14 protein-coding genes, 1 tRNA gene and 1 pseudogene are annotated in these 17,069 nt (G+C 69.1%); 10 read left to right on the forward strand and 6 right to left on the reverse strand.

Translation table 11 applies throughout. The annotated features are described in order from the left end of the window. Positions 1–142 precede the first annotated feature (142 nt). The 6 genes and pseudogenes from NBRGI_RS32260 (at position 143) to NBRGI_RS32290 (ending at position 7,548) form a co-directional block, all read left to right on the forward strand. On the forward strand, positions 143–559 hold the full coding sequence (locus tag NBRGI_RS32260) for a Fur family transcriptional regulator (RefSeq protein WP_370466279.1): 417 nt from the start codon (positions 143–145) through the stop codon (positions 557–559). 35 nt (positions 560–594) lie between these two features. Further along, complete coding sequence (gene katG / locus NBRGI_RS32265) at positions 595–2,820, forward strand: catalase/peroxidase HPI (RefSeq protein ID WP_029900964.1); 2,226 nt, start codon at positions 595–597, stop codon at positions 2,818–2,820. A 130-nt stretch (positions 2,821–2,950) separates the two neighbouring features. Continuing rightward, positions 2,951–3,742, forward strand: a pseudogene (locus NBRGI_RS50105) (Acg family FMN-binding oxidoreductase); the annotation flags it as partial. A gap of 335 nt (positions 3,743–4,077) precedes the next feature. Further along, complete coding sequence (locus NBRGI_RS44475) at positions 4,078–5,586, forward strand: alpha/beta hydrolase (protein WP_051728194.1); 1,509 nt, start codon at positions 4,078–4,080, stop codon at positions 5,584–5,586. A gap of 112 nt (positions 5,587–5,698) precedes the next feature. After that, positions 5,699–6,346, forward strand: a complete 648-nt coding sequence (locus NBRGI_RS32280) for a response regulator transcription factor (protein ID WP_029900965.1) — start codon at positions 5,699–5,701, stop codon at positions 6,344–6,346. A gap of 122 nt (positions 6,347–6,468) precedes the next feature. Beyond that, complete coding sequence (locus NBRGI_RS32290) at positions 6,469–7,548, forward strand: PQQ-dependent sugar dehydrogenase (protein WP_029900966.1); 1,080 nt, start codon at positions 6,469–6,471, stop codon at positions 7,546–7,548. Between the two features lie 3 nt (positions 7,549–7,551). Here the strand turns inward: NBRGI_RS32290 and NBRGI_RS32295 are convergent, their stop codons facing one another. From NBRGI_RS32295 to NBRGI_RS32310, 4 genes are all read right to left on the reverse strand, one after another. Beyond that, positions 7,552–8,940, reverse strand: a complete 1,389-nt coding sequence (locus NBRGI_RS32295) for an outer membrane protein assembly factor BamB family protein (RefSeq protein WP_029900967.1) — start codon at positions 8,938–8,940, stop codon at positions 7,552–7,554. Continuing rightward, positions 8,940–10,286 carry a hypothetical protein gene (locus NBRGI_RS32300; protein WP_029900968.1) on the reverse strand — a complete coding sequence of 449 codons (1,347 nt, stop codon included), beginning with the start codon at positions 10,284–10,286 and terminating at the stop codon, positions 8,940–8,942. Before NBRGI_RS32300 ends, NBRGI_RS32295 begins: the two co-directional genes overlap by 1 nt. A 191-nt stretch (positions 10,287–10,477) precedes the next feature. After that, complete coding sequence (locus tag NBRGI_RS32305; RefSeq protein WP_148311028.1) at positions 10,478–10,849, reverse strand: hypothetical protein; 372 nt, start codon at positions 10,847–10,849, stop codon at positions 10,478–10,480. A 56-nt stretch (positions 10,850–10,905) separates the two neighbouring features. Beyond that, entirely contained in the window at positions 10,906–12,186 is a 1,281-nt protein-coding gene (locus NBRGI_RS32310) for an ROK family transcriptional regulator (RefSeq protein WP_051728195.1), read from the reverse strand. A gap of 62 nt (positions 12,187–12,248) precedes the next feature. On the opposite strand from NBRGI_RS32310, the gene NBRGI_RS32315 reads away from it, so the two are divergent. After that, positions 12,249–13,778 carry a carboxylesterase/lipase family protein gene (locus tag NBRGI_RS32315; protein WP_029900971.1) on the forward strand — a complete coding sequence of 510 codons (1,530 nt, stop codon included), beginning with the start codon at positions 12,249–12,251 and terminating at the stop codon, positions 13,776–13,778. A gap of 5 nt (positions 13,779–13,783) precedes the next feature. Here the strand turns inward: NBRGI_RS32315 and NBRGI_RS32320 are convergent, their stop codons facing one another. Further along, positions 13,784–14,176: a VOC family protein gene (locus NBRGI_RS32320; RefSeq protein ID WP_081878322.1), complete on the reverse strand. Its 393-nt coding sequence runs from the start codon at positions 14,174–14,176 to the stop codon at positions 13,784–13,786. Between the two features lie 47 nt (positions 14,177–14,223). Then, complete coding sequence (locus NBRGI_RS32325) at positions 14,224–14,637, reverse strand: VOC family protein (RefSeq protein WP_029900973.1); 414 nt, start codon at positions 14,635–14,637, stop codon at positions 14,224–14,226. 101 nt (positions 14,638–14,738) lie between these two features. Here NBRGI_RS32325 and NBRGI_RS32330 point away from each other — a divergent pair, with 101 nt between their 5' ends. The 3 genes from NBRGI_RS32330 to NBRGI_RS32340 all read left to right on the forward strand — a co-directional run bounded on the left by NBRGI_RS32330 (position 14,739) and on the right by NBRGI_RS32340 (position 16,339). Continuing rightward, entirely contained in the window at positions 14,739–15,623 is an 885-nt protein-coding gene (locus NBRGI_RS32330) for a sigma-70 family RNA polymerase sigma factor (protein ID WP_029900974.1), read from the forward strand. Continuing rightward, on the forward strand, positions 15,620–16,039 hold the full coding sequence (locus NBRGI_RS32335; protein ID WP_081878323.1) for a VOC family protein: 420 nt from the start codon (positions 15,620–15,622) through the stop codon (positions 16,037–16,039). Before NBRGI_RS32330 ends, NBRGI_RS32335 begins: the two co-directional genes overlap by 4 nt. Positions 16,040–16,256: 217 nt before the next feature. Next, a tRNA-Tyr gene (locus NBRGI_RS32340) sits at positions 16,257–16,339 on the forward strand. Positions 16,340–17,069 lie beyond the last annotated feature (730 nt).

The following is a 17,069-nucleotide window of genomic DNA, read 5'->3' on the forward strand; positions in this document are numbered from 1 at the left end:
ACACCTGACCGACCGTCACCGCGGGCTCCTGGTGTCGATCACAACGGGCGCGCACCCGGATTCGACCGGCGGCAAATGGTTGACTCATTCCAGAAAACGGACAAGACTCTGGTTCGTGCCTACGGCCATGGAATTCCAGCAGATGCTGCGGGGAGTTTCGCTGCGCGTGACCGCGCCCCGGGTCGCGGTACTGAGCGCCGTACACGAGCACCCGCACGCCGACACCGATTCCATCATCCGGGCCGTGCGCTCGCGCCTGTCCGCGGTGTCGCACCAGGCGGTGTACGACTCGCTGCACACCCTCACCGCCGCCGGCCTGCTGCGCTGCATCCAGCCGTCCGGTTCGGTGGCGCGGTACGAGACCCGGGTCGGCGACAACCACCATCACGTCGTGTGCCGCCACTGCGGCCGGATCGCCGACGTCGACTGCGCGATCGGCGAAGCGCCCTGCCTGTCCGCGTCCGACGACAGCGGCTTCGCCATCGACGAGGCCGAAGTCATCTATTGGGGCCGCTGCCCCGACTGTGCGGCGGAGACCGCCGCTCCACCACGTCCCTGACCACAGCCCGCACTACTCATCAAGGAAGGAATACCGTGACGTCCGACAACCGTCCACCTACTCCTGATACCGAAACTCGCAGCGCGAGCGAGAGCGAGAACCCGGCGATCCCGTCTCCGACGCCGCAGACCGACCACCGCCCCCGCACCAACAAGGACTGGTGGCCGGAGCAGATCGATCTCTCGGTGCTGCACGCGCATTCGTCCAAGTCGAACCCGCTCGGCGAGGATTTCAACTACGCTGAAGAGTTCAAGAAGCTCGATGTCGAAGCGCTGAAGGCGGACGTCGCGGCGGTCCTGACCGACTCGCAGGACTGGTGGCCCGCCGACTACGGCAACTACGGCGGCCTGTTCATCCGGATGAGCTGGCACGCCGCGGGCACCTACCGCATCGCCGACGGCCGTGGTGGCGGCGGGCAGGGCGCGCAGCGGTTCGCCCCGCTCAACAGCTGGCCCGACAACGCGAACCTGGACAAGGCGCGCCGGCTGCTGTGGCCGGTCAAGCAGAAGTACGGCAACAAGATCTCCTGGGCCGACCTGCTGGTGTTCGCGGGCAACGTGGCACTGGACTCGATGGGCTTCCAGACCTTCGGCTTCGGCTTCGGCCGCCCCGACATCTGGGAACCCGAAGAGATCTTCTGGGGTCCGGAGGACACCTGGCTCGGCGACGAGCGCTACAGCGGTGACCGTGAGCTCTCGGGCCCGCTCGGCGCGGTCCAGATGGGCCTGATCTACGTGAATCCGGAAGGGCCGAACGGTCGGCCCGATCCGGTCGCCTCGGCGCGCGATATCCGAGAGACGTTCGGCCGCATGGCGATGAACGACGAGGAGACCGCGGCGCTCATCGTCGGCGGCCACAGCTTCGGCAAGACGCACGGCGCGGGCAACCCCGACCTGGTGGGCGCCGAACCCGAAGCCGCGCCGATCGAGCAGCAGGGCCTCGGCTGGAAGAGCGCCCACGGTACCGGCAAGGGCAAGGACGCCATCACCAGCGGCCTGGAGGTGGTGTGGACGTCCACGCCGACCCAGTGGGGCAACGGGTTCCTGCAGAACTTGTACGGCTACGAGTGGGAGCTGACCAAGAGCCCCGCCGGCGCGTGGCAGTGGAAGCCGAAGGACGGCGCGGGCGAGGGCACCATCCCCGATCCGTTCGGCGGTCCCGGCCGCACCCCGACCATGCTGACCTCGGACCTGGCCCTGCGCGAAGACCCGATCTATCGGGAGATCACCAGCCGCTGGCTGGAACACCCCGAAGAGCTGTCCGTGGCGTTCGCCAAGGCCTGGTACAAGCTGCTGCATCGCGACATGGGTCCGATCAGCCGCTACCTCGGCCCGTGGGTGCCCGAACCGCAGCTCTGGCAGGACCCGGTTCCGGCCGTCGATCACGCGCTGATCGATGCACAGGACATCGAGGCGCTCAAGAGCAAGGTGCTCGAATCCGGCCTGTCGGTGGCACAGCTCGTCAAGACGGCCTGGGCCTCCGCGTCGAGCTTCCGCAGCACCGACAAGCGCGGCGGCGCGAACGGCGCCCGGATCCGGCTCGAGCCCCAAAAGAACTGGGAGCTCAACGAACCCGCCGAACTGGCCAAGGTGCTGCCGGTGCTGGAGCAGATCCAGCAGGACTTCAACGGCTCAGCCGCCGGCGGCAAGCAGGTCTCGCTGGCCGACCTGATCATCCTCGCCGGTTCCGCGGCGATCGAGAAGGCGGCCAAGGACGCTGGGCACGCCGTGACGGTGCCGTTCGCCCCCGGACGCACCGACGCGACGCAGGAGAACACCGACGTCGAGTCGTTCGCGGTGCTCGAACCGCGGGCCGACGGTTTCCGCAACTACGTGCGGGCCGGTGAGAAGGCGCCGCTGGAGCGGCTGCTGCTCGAGCGGGCCTACCTGCTCGACGTCACGGCGCCGGAGCTGACGGTGCTCATCGGTGGTCTGCGCGCGCTGGGCGCCAACTACGGCGGCTCCGAGCACGGCGTCTTCACCCAGCGTCCGGGCACGCTGACCAACGACTTCTTCGTCAACCTTCTCGACCAGAGCGTCGAGTGGAAGGCCTCGGAGTCGGCGGAGAACGTCTACCAGGGTGTGCGGGCGGGTCAGCCCACCTGGACCGCGACCGCCAACGACCTCATCTTCGGCTCGCATTCGCAGTTGCGCGCGATCGCCGAGGTCTACGCACAGCAGGACGCGGGCCAGCGGTTCGTCGACGACTTCGTCGCCGCGTGGGTCAAGGTCGTCAACAGCGACCGGTTCGACCTCGCCTGATAGTCGATCGAAGAACAGGCCGCTCCTTCGGGGGCGGCCTGTTTCATGCTGCTCGCGAGTGACTTTCGCCCTTCCGATTCGGGTCCGAGTCCCGTATCGGCGGTCCGCCTGAGCACCGGACACTGGATCCATGACCGCAAGCGACGCACTCCCCCGGACACTGGCGCCGGATCAGCCGACGCTCACGGCGGCCGTGCGACTGGCGGGGCGGGCGCCCTCGGTGCACAACACACAGCCGTGGCGGTGGGTGTTCGACGGCACCTACCTGCATCTGCATCGAGACGACGACCGGCTCCTCGCCTCGACCGACCCGCGCGGCAGGCAGCTGGTGATCAGCTGCGGGGCGGTGCTGCATCATCTGCGCACCGCGCTCGCCGTGCGGGGCTGGCACACCGACGTCGTCCGGCTGCCGGATCCAGCCCGGCCCGATCGCTTGGCGACGGTCTCGTTCCGGCCGTGGCCGGATCCGCCGGCCGGCGTGCACGCCAGGGCCAGGGTGATCGAGCTACGGCGGACCGATCGGCTGCCGATGCTGCCGCCGCGGGACTGGCCCGAATTCCTGCACGCCGCACGGTTGCTCACCAATCCGCATCACATCGAACTCGATGTGCTCGGCCCCGCGGCGAGCCCGCGCCTCGCGCTCGCGGCGCAGCGGACGACCGCGCTGCATCGGTACGACATGGAGTATCAGGCCGAATTGCACTGGTGGACCGGGCATTCCGATCTGGTCGACGGGGTGCCGCGCAGCGCCATGATCTCCCGTGAGGAGGCCGCTCGCGTGCCCGTCGGACGCACGTTCCCCGCCACGGCGCAGTCCGAGCGCCGCGCGGCGACCGAGGACCGTGCGCGGCTGGTGGTGCTCAGCTCCGCCGCCGACTCGGTCCGCGAGTGGTTGCACACGGGCGAGGCGCTCTCGGCGGTGCTGCTGGAAGCCACCGCGGCGGGGCTGGCCACCTGCACGCTCACCCACATCAACCGAAATGGCCACCGCTCGAAGGACGATCGCGAACCTGCTGCCCCATCCCGGCACCCCGCAGGTCGTGCTCCGGATCGGCGTCGCACCCGACAGCGAGGCGCCAGTCCTCTCGCGGCGCCGCCCGGTCTCCGACATCCTGTCGTTTCGTCAGGGATAACGACAGGACCGGCCCGGGGCACGGCTTCGCCCGTTAGTCGTGGTGCCCCGGCGCCTGCCCAGTGGTCTGTTCTGTTGTGCTGCGGCAGAATGGATCCCGGTGGGATCGGCGATGGGGGTAGGCCATGCGTATCCGGGCACGCAGGATCGGGACGATCTCGGCGGCCGCGGCGCTGCTGTTCGGCACGGCGTGCGGCGGCTCCGAGCGGGCACCCGACGCGCTGGACAAGTTCTATCGGCAGTCGCCGCAGTGGGTTTCGTGCGCCGAATTCCAGGACGCCGACGAAATCGCCGGCGCGGGATACCAGTGCGCCCATGTGGAAGTGCCGTTGAACTATGCCGAACCCGCCGGCGCCACTGCACGAATCGCCATCTCCCGTCGCCCGGCCGACGGCGACCGGATCGGCTCGCTGCTGACCAATCCGGGCGGACCGGGCGCCCCTGGTCTGACCTACCCGGCCGTTCTCGCGAAAACGCCGCTGGCCCAACGCTTCGACCTGATCGGCGTCGATGTGCGCGGACTGGGCGCGTCCACGCCTACGGTGACCTGTCTGACCGAAGAAGAGTTCCAGGCCCAGCGCAGCGACCTCGACCTCGATTTCTCGCCGGCCGGTATCGCCCACACCGAGCAGGAGCACCGGGACTATGTCGCGAAATGCGTCGAACGCACCGGCCTCGACGTGCTCGCCCACGTCGGAACAGCGGATGTGGCACGGGATTTCGACGTCATCCGGGCAGTGCTCGGCGATCCGAAGCTGAACTACTTCGGCGGGTCGTACGGCACGCGGCTCGGCTCGACGATGGCCGAGCTGTTCCCGGAGCGCATCCGCGCCATGGTCTTGGACGGCGGCGTAGACCCGGCGACGAACATGATCGACCCGGTCACCTTCTCGGCCGGATTCCAGCACGCGTTCGAGGCTTTTGCGGCCGCGTGCGTCAAGACGCCGACCTGCCCGATCGGCGTGGACCCCGATCCGGCACGAGTCCGAACCGCGGTGCGTGCGTTGCTGGACCCGCTGATCGAGCGACCAGCGGCCACCTCCGACCAACGCGGGCTCGGCTATTCCGATGCTTCGGCTGGGATCGGCAATTCGCTCTACACACCGGACGCTTGGCCGCGGCTCACCCAGGGACTCACCGAACTCACCGAGGGTCGCGGTGACACCCTGCTCGCGGTCGCGGACTTCTTCGCGCGTCCGGACACGGTGGCACGCGACCTGCACAACGCCGTGATGTGCCGGGAGGAGGTCCGAGTCACCGATCGCGCCGCGGCGGCCGAACTCGATCGCCGAACGCGAGCGGCCGCACCCATATTCGACGACGGGCGGGCGAGCGGGCAAGCGCCGCTGGACCTGTGCGCGTTCTGGCCGTTGCCCCCCGCGTCGCAACCACACGTCCCGGACGTGACCGGGTTGCCCCCGGTGCTCGTCGTGGCCGCCACCGGCGATCCCGCGACGCCGTATCCGGGCGGGGCCGCGCTCGCCCGCGCCCTGCACGCTCCGCTGATCACCTACGAAAGCGTGCAGCACGGCGCGTTCGGTGACGGCGTGGCGTGCGTGGACGAGCCCGTGCTCCGCTACCTGATCGACCTGGCCCTGCCTCCGGAAGATGTGCGCTGCGCGCACGCCGAGTGAGGTGCGACCCCGTTTGTCAAGGGACTTCGGTCACCGATTCGAGGCCCGACGCCGGGCTTGCGGCGGGGAAATCTTCGTAGGCTGAAGTAACGGTCCAGGAAGGTGCAACGCAATGGTGACAGTGTTTTTGGTGGACGATCACGCGATCGTGCGACGCGGGGTCGCCGACCTGATCGACGCCGAAACCGACCTCCAGGTGATCGGCGAGGCGGGCACCGTGGCCCAGGCCATGGCACGTATTCCGGCACTGCGTCCGGACGTCGTCGTCCTCGACGTGCGACTACCCGACGGCAACGGTATCGAACTGTGCCGGGAACTGCTCGACCGGCACCCCGGTCTGCACTGTCTCATCCTGACCTCCTTCACCGACGAGCAGGCGATGCTCGACGCGATCCTGGCCGGGGCCAGCGGGTACGTGGTCAAGGACATCGGCACCCTCGAACTCGTGGACGCCATTCGCGAGGTCGGCGCCGGGCGCTCACTGCTCGACAATCGCGCCGCCGCCGCACTCATGGCGAAACTCCGGGACGAAGCCGCGGACAGAACCGGGCCACTGGCCGGCCTGACCGAGCAGGAGCGCACCCTGCTCGAGCTGCTCGGTGAGGGATTGACCAACCGGCAGATCGCCGGGCGCATGTTCCTGGCCGAGAAAACGGTGAAGAACTACGTCTCCCGGCTGCTGGCCAAGCTCGGGGTCGAGCGACGCACCCAGGCGGCGGTGCTCGCCTCCAAACTCAATGCACCGCCGAAGGGCGAATGACCCGCGAACTCACTTTTCTCGGCGTTCCGGTGATGGTGCGCGACGACGGCTTCGACACCGCGCCACCCTCCCCACTTCCGTCGCCAGTCGAGTCGGGCGTTCGGATGTGGTTCTACTAAGTCATGACTTCGGCACTTCGACGTGCGGCACGTTACGCGGGTGCCGCGGTGATCTTCTTGATGGCAACGGCTTTCGTGGCCACGCCCGATTCGCTGGCGGAGCGCTCCGCGGGCGTGCCCGACCTCAACGCACCGCAGGAGGTGGCGCGCGATATCGCCATCCCGTGGGGTCTGGCGTTCCTGCCGGACGGGTCGGCCCTGGTCGCGCAGCGCAATACCGGTGTGATCCTGCGCATCGCACCCGGCGCCAGACCGGTTCAGGCGTATCGCGTTCCGGGCGTGGTGGCGCGCGGTGAGGGAGGTCTGCTCGGCCTCGCGGTGTCGCCGCAGTACACCGAAAATGGTTACGTATACGCGTACTTCACCGCCAGTGCGGACAACCGGATCGTCCGCTTCCGCCTGGACGGCCAACCCGAGGCGGTCTTCACCGGAATCGCCAAGGCGAGCACCCACAACGGCGGCCGGATCGCGTTCGGGCCCGACGGCATGCTCTACGCGGGCACCGGCGACGCGGGACAGAAACAGCGGTCGCAGGATCCGGCCAGCCCCAACGGCAAAATTCTCCGTCTGACGCCCGAAGGCCGGCCCGCACCGGGCAATCCGACACCGAACTCACCGGTCTACACCCTCGGCCACCGGAACGTGCAGGGCTTGGCCTGGGATCCGACCGGGCGGCTCTATTCGACCGAATTCGGCCAGGACACCTACGACGAGGTCAACCGGATCGAGGCGGGACGCAACTACGGGTGGCCGGTCGTCGAGGGCAAGGGCGACACCCAGGGCGGCAAGTACACCAATCCCCTGGTCACCTGGACCACCCAGGAGGCTTCGCCGTCCGGGCTCGCGATCACCGCGAACACGTTGTACGTCGCGGCTTTACGCGGACAGCGGCTGTGGACCATCCCGTTGCGCAGCGACGGCACCCTCGGCCAGCCCGTCACGCAGCTGCGGGACCGGTACGGCCGGTTGCGCACCGCGCAGGTCGCGCCGGACGGCTCGCTCTGGGTCAGCACGTCCAACACCGACGGACGCGGCACCGTTCGCACCGGGGACGACCGCGTCGTCCGGTTCCCGGCGCGCTGAGCGTCAGAGTGGCCGTAACGCGATCAGGGTGCGGGCGGAGGCGTACAGGAAGTTGCCCGCCGTGCGGGCGCGCAATTGTCCACCGTCGCTCAGCGCTTCGGGCGTGGCGTCCACCGCGGTGAACGGGATATCCCACACCGTCGCACCGGTTTTCGGGTCGACCGCCCACAGGCCGGTGGCATCGGACAGGACGACGACCTCCCCGTCCCAGGCGGCGGGCGTGCCGTAGCGCTCGGCACGGACCTGCCACAATCGGTGGCCCGTGCGCATGTTCAGTCCGGTCATGGTGTGCGCCTGATCATCTCGGAGCAACGCCGCCTCGCCGGTAACGGCGATCGCGGTACCCGTGGTGGTGTTGCCGGTATCGGTCGCTCGCGGTGCGGTGACGAGATCCGGGTTGGTCCAGACGACCGCACCGGTGCGGCGATCGCGGGCACTGTCGGCGAGCAGCACCGGGACGGTGTCGTCGGCCGGACTATCGATCGAAAGAGGCTGGGTGGCTGCGTGGTCGGTCGTCGCGATCACCCGGCCGGTGCGGTCGAGGAGGTCGGAGCCGGTGACCCGATAGCCGGCGCACTCGGTGTGCACGCGCTCGACCACGGCGCCGCGCAGGCCCGATGCACGGGAGCATCCGTTCAGTTCCGCCGTCCAAGTGGGCGCGCCCGAGTCGAGGTCGAATCCCGCGAGCCCGGCACCGAGGGCGAACACGCCCTGACCGTCGGTCACCGTCAGTGCGTCGCTCGACAAGTCCTCCCAGGCCGTGCCCATGGCGAAGTCGCGGGACCAGTACGCCTGCGGGTCCGCGAACGTTCCGGCGTGCACTCGCACGTCGTCGGATTCGACATCGCCCTCGGCGACGTACACGCGAGCACCGGTGGCTGCCAGCGCGAAGACCAGCCAGGGCGTGGGCGTGCGGGTGACCTTTCCGCTGCCGATGTCGTAGCCGACCAGCTCGGAGGTCTCGGACGCGTTGGCGTAGCAGACAATTCGGCTGTCGACCGGGGTCGCCGCGCAGCCACGCAGGCCCATGGCGGGCGCACGCCAGCGCACCGCGCCCGACCCCGCGTCGATGCCGACCAGCACCGGATCCCGCAGCGCCATATCGCCGTTCGCAACGCCGGTCACCGTGACCAGGGTATCCCCCGCATCGATGAATCCCGGCCCGCCGACATCGAATTCGGTGCCCGCGACCGGGTCACGGAACTCCAGCCCGCCCTCGCCGAGAGCGGTGGCGGCGACGGACCAGGCCAGGCCTGGCGCCGCTGCCGTGGTGCCGGTGATCTTGCGGACGCCGTCCGCGGGCTGGGTCAGCACGTAAACCGCACCCGCCGTGGTGAGTACGGCGGCCACCGCGGCGAGGATCAGTCCGCGCAAGCCGGGAACGAAGCGCATCACCGGACCTCGAGACCAGGTGTCAGCGCGATCGCCTCGAGCTTCTCGAACGGCAAGGCAGGGGTGGGCTCGTCGGCGACAGTGCCCACGCGCACCCGGGCGCCCGACGTGCGGGTGACCGTGACCGAGCGCATGAGCTGCGGAACAGGTTGCGCCCCGAGTTGCGTCGATGTCGTCGTGAAACGCGATTCCCTCGTCTCGACGACGGTTCCGTCCGGCAGCCGGCGCGAGGTCACGCGCTCACCGTCCGAGGCGGAAGCCGAAGGATCCGGCAGACGCTGCCCGGTAAGGACGGCGACCTCCAGCCGCGACTGCTGCCCGGGCGTCGTGATCCGGACCGCCTGACACACCCCGTTGCCGCCGAAATCCGCGGGACGCAACTGTCCCAAGGGCCGGTCGAGGGTGAGCCCGTCGAGGGAGATCTGGGCCAGCACGCCGTCCAGCCTGCGGGCCGTGGCCTGATCGATCGTGCCGCCTCCCTCCGTCTCGCCATTGCAGGATTCGGGCACGTCCGGTGTGCCCGGTGGCACCGGTGCGCCGACCCGCAAGCCCGGTGCCGTCACCATGGCGACCAGCTCGTCGAGGCTCAACGGCACTGCGCCGGAATGGTTGACACCGTCGGTGTCGGTGGCGGCGGCGGTGACCGCGGTGCCGTCGGACAGGTAGGCGTGCGCGGTGCGCGACAGGGTGCGGACGCCGTCCACTTCGTACCAGGTGTCGTCGACGTCGACGATCCCGTCGGCCAGGTGCTTGCGTTCGTCGAGATCGCCTGCCACACAGGGCGGAACCGCCGCGGTGGAGCGCCGCACCGAGAGCAGGAGATCTCCCGTCGCACTGCCCCGGCGCAGGTTGGCGTTCGCACTGGTCCAGCCGCCTACGCCGGACTGCCCGTCGGAGTCTTCGGGATCCATGATGGGACGGAAGCGCAGCGAATCCGCGACCGACGCGAAGGCCAGCTCGACCTCGCCCGGCAGCGCATCCTGCGCCGCCTGCGACATCGCGACCGCCTTGGGGCCGGAGAACCACGGATACGCCGGGTTGTCGTAGCCGAACTCGGCCATCTCCAGGAAGGCCATCGATGTGCCCTCGCTGGGTGGCTCGACAGTGGCGCAACCCGGAATCGCCACCGGAAACACCACCGGCGGGGTGACATAGGAGCGTTCCCGCGACGGCTCTTCCGTACTGGACGCGGGCACCGGCGCGGTCGTCAGCTCCGGCTCCCGTTCGTGAAGCAGCCCGCCGACGATGACGCCGCTCGCCACGATCGCCACACAGATCAGAGCCACTGTCCAGCCGGTCACCGCGCGCGACGGCTCGGCCGGGTCGGTCTTCTCACCGCTGTCCATGCGTCACGCCCTCCCTAGCCGTCGACATTCCAGGGGATGTCTACCAAACGCGGTACGAGGTACATCGCGCAGGCGCGTTCGGCGCTACTCGGGTCGACGACGGTTGCGAGTGCGACCGACCTCATCACCGCCGCACAGCCCGCCCTGACCGGCGCGCCCCGGGCGGCGAAAAATCGTCGAGCAGGTCCCCGCTACCAAGCGCCGATGAAGAATTCGAGCACCGCCAACGCGACGGCCGCCAGCAATGCCGAGCCCGCCGCCGCACCGAGGGTGAGGATGCGGGCACGGCGGCGGTCCGCACCGGCCACCCGAACCGCTACTACACCGCCCACCACCCCGAGGATCGCGAGCACCGGGGCACCACCGAGGATCAGATAGAACAAACTCCCCAACGCCGCATCCCCCGCCCCACCGAACCCGCGGGCGTAACCCGACAGCGGCACCGGGAACCGGTACACGATCGCGACCAACGCGGCCGCCACCGGTGCCAGCACAACCGCGACCAAGGCCCCCAAGGCCGCCATCCTCGTCACGCTCGCACCGTTCGCCGCAGCATCAGCCATCCCTGCAGCTTATGGACCCCGCCGCAGTTCTCCGTCCCGGACCCGTGCCGCGGCTCTCAGCTCGACGGTTGTCCGACGGGCGGGCGGTGCAGGCGTGGGACGGTGGCGGGGTCGGACAGTGCTGCGCGGCGGGCGAATTCGACAACGCCGAGCAGGGCGGCGTCGGGGCCGAGGTGGGCGGGGGTGACTTCCGGTGCGAGCGTGGGCACGAGGGCGCTGCGCCCGGCGAACTGCTGACGAATGGTCGGCTCCAGCCACGGAAACCATTGCGCGAGTGTGCCACCCAGGATCACCTCATCGATGTCGAGCAGCGCGGTGATGGACAGGATCGCCGCCCCCAAAGCCCGCCCGGCACTCGCGATCGCCGCCAGCGCGCGCTCGTCACCCCGCTCCAGCGCCGCAACCAGTTCAGCGGCGGCGGGTGCTAGACCGTTGCGCCGCAACAGGTCACCGAGACCGGCCGCGCCGAGCACCGCTTCGGGACCGGCGTAACACACCAGACAGCCACGGGCACCACAAACACACTGCGGCCCGTCGAAGGCCACCGGCATGTGTCCCGGCTCGCCTGCGACCCCGTGACTGCCGGTGTGAATGACACCGTCCAGCACGACGCCCCCGCCGATTCCGGTGCCCGCCGCGAGGTAGACCACGGCCCGCGGCCGCCCGGGATGCGCGTGGTATTCGGCGAGCGCAGCGGCGTTCGCGTCGTTGATCACGTCGATCGGGCAGGTCAGCTCCGTGAGCCGCCGATCGATCAGCGCGCGCAGCCGAACCGGACGCAGCCAGCCGAAATCCGGTGCGACGAGCACGGTTTGGGCGGCGTCCGCAGCGACCGGCCCGGCCATCGCCACCGCGACGCGCACCAGCTCCGCACCTGGGGCGGCGGCTCGAGCCCGTCGTATCGCGTCCGCGATCCGGTCGGCGAGCGCCGCCGGCACACCGGCGGTGCCGTCGTGGGATGACATGTCCTGCCACACAAGGATTCCCGCGAGATCGGCCAGGGCCACGCGCACGTGCTCGGCACTGATCTGCACGGCGACCGTCACGGCACGCCGCGCCACCAGCCGGAGCAGACGCCGCGGTCTGCCACGTCCGCCGAGATTCCGTACCCCGTCTTCACGCACCAGTCCGCGCACCGCGAGATCGGCGACCATGGTGGTGACCGAGGCGTGCGACAGACCGGTCGCCACCGCGATCTCCGTGCGCGCGCACGGGCCGTGCTCGGCGACGTGCCGCAGCACCGCGCCCAGGTTGCGGCGCCGCACCGCTACCGAATCGTGTGCCCCACTGCTCTCCACCTCTTCGAGATTATGCAGGTCACGAATTTTTTCAACCATTGACTGATTCACCCCCGACTCGCGAACATACCGGGGTCCCACGAACCGAATCGAGGTCTGCCATGTCCACTTCGCGCATCCGGCGCCGCACCGTCCTGCTGGGCGCGGGTGCCCTCGCGGTCGCGGCGGCCTGCGCCACCGAGCGTTCGCCTTCGGACGTCGTCCGGACGACCTACGGGCCGGTCCGGGGTGTCCGCCGCGACACCGGCCTGGCTTTCCTCGGAGTCCCGTTCGCCCGACCACCGGTCGGCGAGTTGCGGTTCGCCGCGCCAGCACCACCCACGCCCTGGACCGAAACGCTCGAATGCAGCGCTTACGGACCCACTGCGCAGCGCAGATCACTGGCCGCGGTGACGACCATCCCCGAGCCGAGCATCCCCGGCGACGCCGTCCTCAGCGTGAACGTCTTCACGCCCGATCCGGCCGCCCGCGGGCTGCCGGTGCTGGTATGGATCCACGGCGGCGGCTTCGTCGCGGGCAGTCCGGCCAGCCCGTGGTATGACGGCGCGTCCTTCAATCGTGATGGCGTGATCGTGGTTTCGGTCGGGTACCGGCTCGGGATCGACGGGTTCCTGCGCCTGGACGGCGCCCCGGACAATCGGGCGGTACTCGACTGGATAGCCGCCCTGCGCTGGGTCCGCGACAATATCGCCGCCTTCGGTGGCGATCCGGACAAGGTCACCGTCGCGGGCCAGTCCGCAGGGGGCGGCGCGGTCTGGGCGCTGCTGGCCACCCCCGCCGCGCGCGGATTGTTCCGGGCCGGCATCTGCGCGTCGGGGGCGGTGACACAACCGAACGATCTCGCCGCAGGGCATGCGGTGGCCGAACTGTTCACCCGGCGCACCGGTGTACCCGCGACCGCGGCGGCGCTGCGCGCGGTGCCCGAGAACACGCTGCTCGATATGCAGGACGCTCTGCAAGCGCCCGGCCCCGGTAGCGACGCCGTGCCGATGCTCGGCCTCGCGCCGTTCGCCGACGGTGCGCTGATCCCCGAGGCCACCCCCGCGTTGCTGAAAGGTGATGCGGGCGGCAATGTTCCGCTCCTACTCGGCTTCACCAGACACGAATTCAACATGGCGGCGACCATGGCCGCTCAGCAGCCGGACGCGGCCGCCGCGAGCCCGCTCGCTCGAGCGGGTCGCGGCGTCGATCCGGACGCGTTGCGCGCCGCCTATCCTGGCGCGAACCCCACCGAACTCGCCGGGCAGGCCATCAGCGACACGATCATTCGCGGCCCCTCCTACCGGATCGCCGAGGCCCGCGCCGCCCGGAACCTGCCTACCTGGCTCTACGAATTCGATTGGACCGCAACGTCTCCGAGCTATCAGGGCATGGCGGCACACTGCCTGGACCTACCCTTCGCCTTCGATCTGCTGCACGCGTCCGGCGTCACCGAGGCCGAGGGCGCCGCACCGCCGCAAGCGCTCGCCGACGCCGTCCACTCCGCCTGGGTCGCCTTCGTGAAAGAGACCGATCCCGGCCGAGATTGGCCGCGCTACACCCTCGAACAGCGGCAAGCCATGATCTGGTCGACGCACAGCCAGGTCCGCGCCGACGCGTTCGCCGCCCAACGTCGGCTCTGGCTGACCTGACCGGATCACGAACCGGCGGTGGTCACCTTCCACAGGTAGCCGTCCGGATCGCTGAAATAGCCGTAGTACCCGCCCCATTCGGCCGGACCCGGATCCTTGACCACGGCGGCGCCCGCGGCGACGGCGGTACGCATGATCTCGTCCACCGCCGCCCGGGAGTCGGGGTTGATGTGGAATGAGGCACCGCGGAAACCGGAACCTGCTGCGGAAACACCGGCATCGGCTGCCGCTGCGTCCCATTCGTAGAGTGCCAGGTTCAAGGCCCCGTCGTTCAACCGCAACGCGACGAATTTACGGGTGTCCTTGTCGATTTCGCAGCCCAGGCCTTCGGCGTAGAACTGCTTGGCGCGGTGCAGATCCCGCACGCCGAGCATGAAGGCTCGCATTTGTATCGGCACGTTTCCTCCTTCAAAACCGGTACTCGTCAGATCTGTTGCGGCAGCGGCTATTCCGCATACGGCTGATCGGTTCCCTCGGCGCTGTAGCCGAGACTCCAGATGTAGCCGTCCGGATCGGCGAACGAGCCGCCGTACCCGCCCCAGGGCAGCGCGCCCGCGGGTTTGAGCACGGTGGCTCCTGCCTTCTCGGCCTCGGCGACGATCTCCGCGACCCGCTCTTCGCTCCGGACGACGTAGGTGAGGACCAGTCCGCTGAAACCGCTGCCCTCCGGGCTCGTGCCCACCTGGCCGGCCAACCCTTCGCGACCGTAGAAGCCGACCCGGGAACCGCCGTCCGGCTCGAAGAACACCGAGACGCCGTAGTCGTCCTTGATCTTCCAGCCCAGTCCGTCGACATAGAACTGCTTGGACCGCTCCAGATCTGCGACGCCGAGCAGGATCGAACTCACATGCGCTTTCATATTTCTCCCTGAAGATTCGAGGCGTGGACCGGCGGGTTGTCACATCGGTGTGGTGTGGCCGGTCAATAGGTATGACAGCCCCGGACGAAGGAACGTGACAGATGGCCGAGCAGGACTGGTTGAGCGAACAGTTCACCGAGCACAAAGACCGGTTGCAGGCGGTGGCATATCGCATGCTCGGCTCACCCGAAGAGGCCCAGGACGCCGTGCAGGAGGCCTGGCTGCGGGTCGGGCGGGCCGACACCGACCAGATCGAGAACCCGGCCGGATGGTTGACGACGGTGGTCGCCAGGGTCTGCTTGAACATGCTCGAGGCCCGGCGCGTCCGTCGTGAAGAGTCGGCAGGAGCGCTGCCCCCCGAACCTTCGGGCCCGGCCGCAGACACGCGAAACGGGGCACCAACCGGTCCGGAAAACGAAGCGCTGCTGGCTGATTCGGTGGGCGTCGCGCTGCTGGTGGTGCTCGATGTGCTGACCCCGGCCGAGCGGCTGGCGTTCGTGCTGCACGACATCTTCGCGGTGTCCTTCGGCGAGATCGGCGAGATCATCGACCGCTCCCCGGTAGCGGCACGGCAACTCGCCAGCCGGGCCCGGCGGCGGGTGCAGGGTGCGGCGGAAGCCTCCGCAGCGGCGCGCTCGCGCAAGCGGGAGGTCGTCGCCGCCTTCCTCGCCGCGTCCCGGCACGGGGATTTCGAAGCCCTCGTCGAGTTGCTCGATCCCGATGCCGTAGTCGGCGAGATCCGCGGGGGTGCGGCGGTCGCGGCGTTCTTCTCCGGGCGAGCGCAAGCCGCGCGGCTCGCACTGGTCGACGGCGTCCCGGCGGCGGTGTGGCTGCATCGCGGGCAGGCGCGGGCGGTCATCGGCTTCACCCTGCGCGACGGGAAGATCACCCGCGTCGACGTCGAAACCGACGCACAGCGGATCACCGACTCGACCATCGTCTATCTCGTCGACCCGGCCGCCGGACGCAGCGCGGACGAAGCATGACCGACCTGGATCTACACCTCACGACCCTGCGCCTCGCCGTCCACGACCTCGGCCGGGCGGTCGACTTCTACCGCGACGTGCTCGGTCTCGAGGTACACGGCGAACCCGACGGAAAGCTGTCACTGCACGTCGGCCCGTCCGCGCAACCGCCGGTCCGAATCGTTCTCGAAACGCCGGACGCCGTCCCCGGCATCTCACCAGCCGAGCGCCGCGCGATCGAGGACCTGATGACCGTCGGCCTACTCGGTCGCCTGGAGTTCCGAACCACCGACTGCGACAGCACCTTCGAGCGCCTCGAGGCCGCCGGCACCGAAGTCATCCAAGAACCCATCACCCGCCCCGACCACACCCGCGACTGCGCCTTCCTGGACCCCTCCGGCAACCTCCTCCGCTTCACCCAACAGGTGAACCCCTGAACTCGCCCCGCGTGCAGCGCGGCGAGTTCATCGACGGAGCGATCACATCCGAGCCCTGCAGGAGCCGGAAATGGGTTGGAAGGGGCGGCCCGGTTCGGCACAATGAGACCGGAGACTTTCGAAGGGCCGAAGGAGGGCGACGTGCGGGTAGCGCGATATCGCCGTCTCCGACCGTTCGACCGGTTGCACTGAAACGTAGTGCGCTGTCGAGCGATTCGGGGCGGCGTCGACGTTGGAGAGTCGGGCTCGGCTGTAAACCGAGTGCCACGCGCTGAGTGGGTTCGAATCCCTCCCGCCCCACGATGTGGTCGATGAGGTTCGGCCAGCGGCTAGGTAAAGGGTATTCGCCGTGACGGATTCGGTCCTGAGCCGCGCAGCAGCGGACGTCTGCGCAGAGTTGCGTGCCCACGCCTCCGTCTGCGAAGAACCCCGCACGACCCGGTCGCCGTTGTCCGCCAAGGGGAACGGCTGCGCAAGGCCATGCTGATCTACGAAGCGGCCCTCTCGGAGGTAACCGGCTGGTCTCTTCCACTCCGCCACCTCGGCCATCTCGAAGACTACTTCGACGAGGACGACGAGTAGGTTCTGTCTCGAAGTGGTTGGGTGGGCCGGTAGCCCGCCCTTACCAGTACCGAATCCATTGGTCGATGACGGCGATATTGATCGTGGCCTGGTATCGGACGGCGAGTTTCGTCGAAGCAGGTGGCCCCCGGCGCGTCGCGCCACGGTCGGCACGGGGCCATCTGTCGCTTGGTTTGCTTGCGTTTGGGCTTGTTGGCTGGCTGCCGAAGCGTGACTTTCCCAGTGTGGTCTGCCTGCCACGGGAGTTACCGGGATGGTGCTGGGCGCGTCGGGTGGGGTTCCCGGCTGTAGGCGCACGTCAGGTGCATGAAGGTGAGTTCCGGCGTGGTCGTCTGGCTGTGGTGCCGATTTCGAGAGTTCCTTGACGAGGTAACAGCGGTTTCGAGCGAGTGGCGTTGTGGCTCGGCGTGTTTCGCTGGGCGAGTCGCGGGGTCACAGACCTTCCATA

It is taken from the genome of Nocardia brasiliensis IFM 10847 (genome assembly GCF_000710915.1).
GTDB classification, from domain to species: Bacteria; Actinomycetota; Actinomycetes; order Mycobacteriales; family Mycobacteriaceae; genus Nocardia; species Nocardia brasiliensis_A.

Excerpts from the sequence above, each read along its gene's own strand:
- NBRGI_RS32260 (WP_370466279.1), top strand. The coding sequence starts at position 143 with ATGCTGCGGGGAGTTTCGCTGCGCGTGACCGCGCCCCGGGTCGCGGTA.
- NBRGI_RS44475 (WP_051728194.1), top strand. The coding sequence starts at position 4,078 with ATGCGTATCCGGGCACGCAGGATCGGGACGATCTCGGCGGCCGCGGCG.
- NBRGI_RS32280 (WP_029900965.1), top strand. The coding sequence starts at position 5,699 with ATGGTGACAGTGTTTTTGGTGGACGATCACGCGATCGTGCGACGCGGG.
- NBRGI_RS32290 (WP_029900966.1), top strand. The coding sequence starts at position 6,469 with ATGACTTCGGCACTTCGACGTGCGGCACGTTACGCGGGTGCCGCGGTG.
- NBRGI_RS32295 (WP_029900967.1), bottom strand. The coding sequence starts at position 8,940 with ATGCGCTTCGTTCCCGGCTTGCGCGGACTGATCCTCGCCGCGGTGGCC.
- NBRGI_RS32300 (WP_029900968.1), bottom strand. The coding sequence starts at position 10,286 with ATGGACAGCGGTGAGAAGACCGACCCGGCCGAGCCGTCGCGCGCGGTG.
- NBRGI_RS32305 (WP_148311028.1), bottom strand. The coding sequence starts at position 10,849 with ATGGCTGATGCTGCGGCGAACGGTGCGAGCGTGACGAGGATGGCGGCC.
- NBRGI_RS32310 (WP_051728195.1), bottom strand. The coding sequence starts at position 12,186 with ATGGTTGAAAAAATTCGTGACCTGCATAATCTCGAAGAGGTGGAGAGC.
- NBRGI_RS32315 (WP_029900971.1), top strand. The coding sequence starts at position 12,249 with ATGTCCACTTCGCGCATCCGGCGCCGCACCGTCCTGCTGGGCGCGGGT.
- NBRGI_RS32325 (WP_029900973.1), bottom strand. The coding sequence starts at position 14,637 with ATGAAAGCGCATGTGAGTTCGATCCTGCTCGGCGTCGCAGATCTGGAG.
- NBRGI_RS32330 (WP_029900974.1), top strand. The coding sequence starts at position 14,739 with ATGGCCGAGCAGGACTGGTTGAGCGAACAGTTCACCGAGCACAAAGAC.
- NBRGI_RS32335 (WP_081878323.1), top strand. The coding sequence starts at position 15,620 with ATGACCGACCTGGATCTACACCTCACGACCCTGCGCCTCGCCGTCCAC.